Below are 4,004 nucleotides of genomic sequence, written 5' to 3'. Positions count from 1 at the left end.
CAAGGCGGGAAAGAGTACCTTGACCCCGCTGATCGGCGACTAAAGATCGGCTGTGGATCGGGGGCGGGGGAGGTCTGGTTGGGGTAGTCGCTTGCTTTGCGTTGCCGGCTTGCGGATTCGAAGTGAGAAGGGCCGCCCCTGCCGGGGTGGCCAGTGCCGTTGCGTTGCCGGTTTCGCGGTTGTGCCAGAAAAAAATGGGCCACCCCTCCTAGGGTGGCCCTCTTCTCAGGTGGCGTCTGGGTCTGTGGGCGGCTTTTCGCCTGGTTTGAGTGGTTCTGGGTCCGGCTTCGCGGCCGGGGTGGTCGTCGTGGCGGGGTAGCCGTTCGGTTTCACGCTGCCGCCGGACAGGCCGTTGATCCCGAGCGGGTCCGGGTCACCGTCGAAGAGGTGCTGGGTGACCGCCCGGCGCGGGTCGAAGTTGCGCAGCTGCCGCAGGTCCTCCAGCGGCTTCTGGAACTGCTCGAAGTCCGAGCCCATCTCGTCCTTGAGCTGCTGCCGGGCGCCGGTCGCGAAATCGCGCACCTTCCGCACGCTCCGGCCCAGCCAGGCCGCCGCCTCGGGCAGGCGCTCCGGGCCGAGGATGAACAGGCCCGCGACGATCAGGACGAGGATCTCGCCCCAGCCAACGCTTTCGAACATTCGCGAACCTCCGCCTCACACGGCTCCAGCTATCTCAGATTACCCCGCCGGCCGGCCTGTTCGGATCCCGCGCGCGGAGTTCACGTCTCGTCCATCCGGCGGTCAGTCCGAGCCGAGCGTCACGTCGACCATCAGCGTCCGCCCCTGCCGGACCAGCTGCACGGGCACCGTCTCGCCGATCTCGTGCTGCCGCACCGCCACCGTCAGCTCCGCCGCATTGCGGACCAGGCGGTCGCCGAGCTTCGTGATGACGTCGCCCTCCGCGATGCCCGCCCGCGCGGCCGGACCGCCGTCGGCGACGTTCAGCACCTGCGCGCCCTCCGACGTCTCCGCCGCGACCGACGCCGCGTTCACCCCGATGTCGGCGTGCTTGACCTGGCCACTGCTGATGAGCGTCCGCGCGATCTTGATCGCGTCGTCGGCCGGGATGGCGAATCCGATGCCGATGCTGCCGCCCGAACCGTCCGCACCGCCGTCCGTGCGGATCGACGAGTTGATGCCCACCAGTGCGCCCGTCGAGTCGACCAGCGCGCCGCCCGAGTTGCCGCGGTTGATGGGCGCGTCGGTCTGGATCGCGTCGTACGTGACCGGCGGCTCGCCGTTCTCACCGGCCGCCGTCACCGGCCGGTGGAGCGCGCTCACGATGCCCGAGGTCACGGTGTTCTCCAGGCCCAGCGGCGACCCCACGGCGATCACCGAATCACCCGGTTCGAGGCCGGCCGGGTCGCCGATCTGCAGCACCGTCGGGTTCGACACCGCCACCTTGATCACGGCCAGGTCCGTCTTCGGATCCGTCCCGACCACCCGCGCCTCGGTGCGGGTGCCGTCCGTGAACACCGCGGTGATCTTCGCCTGCGGATCGCTGGTGGCCAGCGAAATGACGTGGTTGTTGGTGATCGCGTAGCCCTGCGGGTCGATCATCACGCCGGAGCCGACGCTGCCGGACTGACCGGACTTCACCTCGATCGAAATGACCGCGGGCGCCACCCGCTGCGCGATGTCGGCGATCGAACCGGGCGCGCGTTCCTTGCCCGCCTCGGCCTCGGAGATCGTCGCCGACCCGGTGAGCGAGTCGCCCGCACCGCCGAGCCACCAGCCGATCAGGCCGCCGACGGCGCCGATGAGCAGGCACACCACCCCGAGCAGACCGAGCGCGACCGGCTTCACGCGGCGGCCGAACAGCAGCTCGGGCAGCGACAGCTGGGCGCTGCGCGGACGGTCGGCGTCCTCGTCGTCCTCGTCGTCGGGATCGAGCGCCGGGCGGGACAGCACCGCGGCCGAACCCGGGTCACGCCACGGGTCGGTCATGCGGGACCACAGCGGCGGCTCCGGATCACCGCCCGGCTGCCTGCCGTTGTCCCCGGCGGGGCGCTGCAGCAGCACGTCCTCCGCGCCGGGCGGGCGGCCGAAGGCCTCGGCCAGCGACTCCGGCGCGGGCGGCGCGGCGACGATCTTGTCGCCGTTGCGCGTGCCGGGGGTGTAGAGCTTGTCGAAGGCACCGTCCACGCCGTGCGGGCGGCCGAACGCGCCGGCTTCCGCGGCATCCACCGGCGGCCGGTCCAGCGGGCGGGGCGCCAGCCGCGGTTCCGCGCCTGCGCTGTCCTGTGGTGGATTCGGCTGACTCATCGTTCCCCGGGTGGATGGCTCGTCGTGCTGTCGGCGCGACCCTACGCCACCGATTCTCCCCCGCGGACGGTGAAGGGCGCGTCAGCGACTGGCCACGGGGGCGGGAGTGGTGGTCGTCGTGGTGGTGGCGGGCACGCTCGGCTCGCCACCGAGCTGCGCACGCAGCACACCGGGCGCGGGCGCCTGGCCGGGCTCCGGGTTGGCCTGCGTGGGATCGCCGGTCGACGAGGTCACGACCAGCGCGAGCGCACTCAGGACCAGGCCGGACACGGCCACCCCGGCGCCCTGCGCGACGCGGCGCCGCACCGAGGGGTGACGCTGACCGCCCAGAACGGCGGAACCACTACCGAGGGGCGCGCTCGACCCGAGCGGCGCCGACGAACCAAAAGGGGACGACCGGAGACCGGCGACGCGGTCGGGCCGCTGAATGGCGACCAGCTGGCCGTCCTCGGTGACGGCGAGGTTGTCGGGACTGGTCGGCAGGTCGGTGTCCTGCGGGATGTTGCGCAGGCTCGCCAGCAGGCTGGCCGGCATCGAGGGTGCTTCCGCGCGCCGGACCGCCGCGCGCACCTGGCGCTGCGACGTCACCTCGGCGGCGCAGATCGGGCACCGGGCGACGTGCGACGCGGCACGCTCGTGGGCGCCCAGGCTCATCTCGCCGTCCACGAAGGCGACGACGGCGTCGGGAAGCAGGTGAGACTCGGGCAGGCCCCAGCCTCGCAGTTCGCTCATGCGGAAACCCCCACGGATTCCTCCTTGGCCGCCCGGCGCCGTTCGAGCGAGGCACGCAACGCCTGCCGGCCGCGGTGGATCCGGCTGCGCACGGTGCCCAGCTTCACGCCGAGCGTCGCACCGATCTCCTCGTAGGAAAGTCCTTCGACGTCGCACAGCACCACGGCGGCGCGGAACTCCGGCGGCAGCTCGTCGAGCGCGGCCTGCAGGTCCGGGTCCAGGTGCGTGTCGCTGTACACCTGCTCGGGGCTCGGGTCGTCACCGACGATTCTGTCGGTGTCCTCGGGCAGCCCCTCCATGCGCACCCGCGAGCGGCGGCGCGCCATGTCCAGGAACAGGTTCGTGGTGATGCGGTGCAGCCAGCCCTCGAAAGTGCCCGGCTTGTAGGAGGCCAGCGAGCGGAACACCCGGATGAACGTCTCCTGGGTGAGGTCCTCGGCGTCGTGGGTGTTGCCGGTCAACCGGTACGCCAGCCGGTAGACGCGGTCGCCGTGCTCGCGGACGACCTCGTCCCACGACGGCGGAGTCCACGCGGACTCGTCGACGGTGACCGGGCGGCCCTCGACCTGCTCGTTCTCCAGGCTGTTCTGCATCGTGGGGGACGGCACCTCCATCAGGCTGTTCTCCCAACTGATCTGTCCAACGCGGGCCATCCGCACTGTGTTCCCGGGAACCCCCTGGCGCCCGTTGAGACCCAGCTTGGCCCCTCTCCTTATGTGGGTAGTGAGACGAGACTGAGAGCCGCCTGAGAGAAGTGTGCACGTCTTCCACGGGTTTGGCGACGACCAGCGCTAACCTTTGCCGCGTGACCTCCGAGACGCTCGCGGCGAGTGGCGGCGACCACGCCGAGGGCTACCTGCCCGACCACCCGGCGGACGCCGCGCTGCTCGCCGCGCGGGCGCGCTCGGCGGAACGAGATCCAGAGCGACCGGATGCTGCGCCGCTACGACACGCTCATCATCGACGAGGCCCACGAGCGCAGCCTCAACATCGACTTCATCCTCGGC

General features: G+C 71.4%; 4 protein-coding genes. All 4 read right to left on the bottom strand.

Going from position 1 to position 4,004, the window contains the following annotated elements:
• Positions 1–225: 225 nt before the first annotated feature.
• The 4 genes from tatB to sigE all read right to left on the bottom strand — a co-directional run bounded on the left by tatB (position 226) and on the right by sigE (position 3,590).
• The gene (gene tatB / locus ABZ193_RS43395) at positions 226–639 is read right to left on the bottom strand and encodes a Sec-independent protein translocase protein TatB (RefSeq protein ID WP_020420940.1); all 414 of its coding nucleotides are present in this window, start codon (positions 637–639) and stop codon (positions 226–228) included.
• A gap of 102 nt (positions 640–741) precedes the next feature.
• On the bottom strand, positions 742–2,265 hold the full coding sequence (locus tag ABZ193_RS43390; RefSeq protein WP_354714659.1) for a trypsin-like peptidase domain-containing protein: 1,524 nt from the start codon (positions 2,263–2,265) through the stop codon (positions 742–744).
• Positions 2,266–2,346: 81 nt separating this feature from the next.
• Complete coding sequence (locus tag ABZ193_RS43385; RefSeq protein WP_020420942.1) at positions 2,347–2,997, bottom strand: hypothetical protein; 651 nt, start codon at positions 2,995–2,997, stop codon at positions 2,347–2,349.
• Positions 2,994–3,590, bottom strand: coding sequence for an RNA polymerase sigma factor SigE (gene sigE, locus ABZ193_RS43380; RefSeq protein WP_193354397.1), 597 nt, complete (start codon positions 3,588–3,590; stop codon positions 2,994–2,996). Before sigE ends, ABZ193_RS43385 begins: the two co-directional genes overlap by 4 nt.
• Positions 3,591–4,004 lie beyond the last annotated feature (414 nt).

Source organism: Amycolatopsis sp. NPDC006125 (assembly GCF_040614195.1).
Lineage (GTDB): Bacteria > Actinomycetota > Actinomycetes > Mycobacteriales > Pseudonocardiaceae > Amycolatopsis_E > Amycolatopsis_E tucumanensis.
This window is presented reverse-complemented; position numbering and strand designations above follow the sequence as displayed.

What these genes read in the sequence shown, in the direction of transcription:
- tatB (WP_020420940.1), bottom strand. Translation starts at nt 639, where the DNA reads ATGTTCGAAAGCGTTGGCTGGGGCGAGATCCTCGTCCTGATCGTCGCG.
- ABZ193_RS43390 (WP_354714659.1), bottom strand. Translation starts at nt 2,265, where the DNA reads ATGAGTCAGCCGAATCCACCACAGGACAGCGCAGGCGCGGAACCGCGG.
- ABZ193_RS43385 (WP_020420942.1), bottom strand. Translation starts at nt 2,997, where the DNA reads ATGAGCGAACTGCGAGGCTGGGGCCTGCCCGAGTCTCACCTGCTTCCC.
- sigE (WP_193354397.1), bottom strand. Translation starts at nt 3,590, where the DNA reads ATGCAGAACAGCCTGGAGAACGAGCAGGTCGAGGGCCGCCCGGTCACC.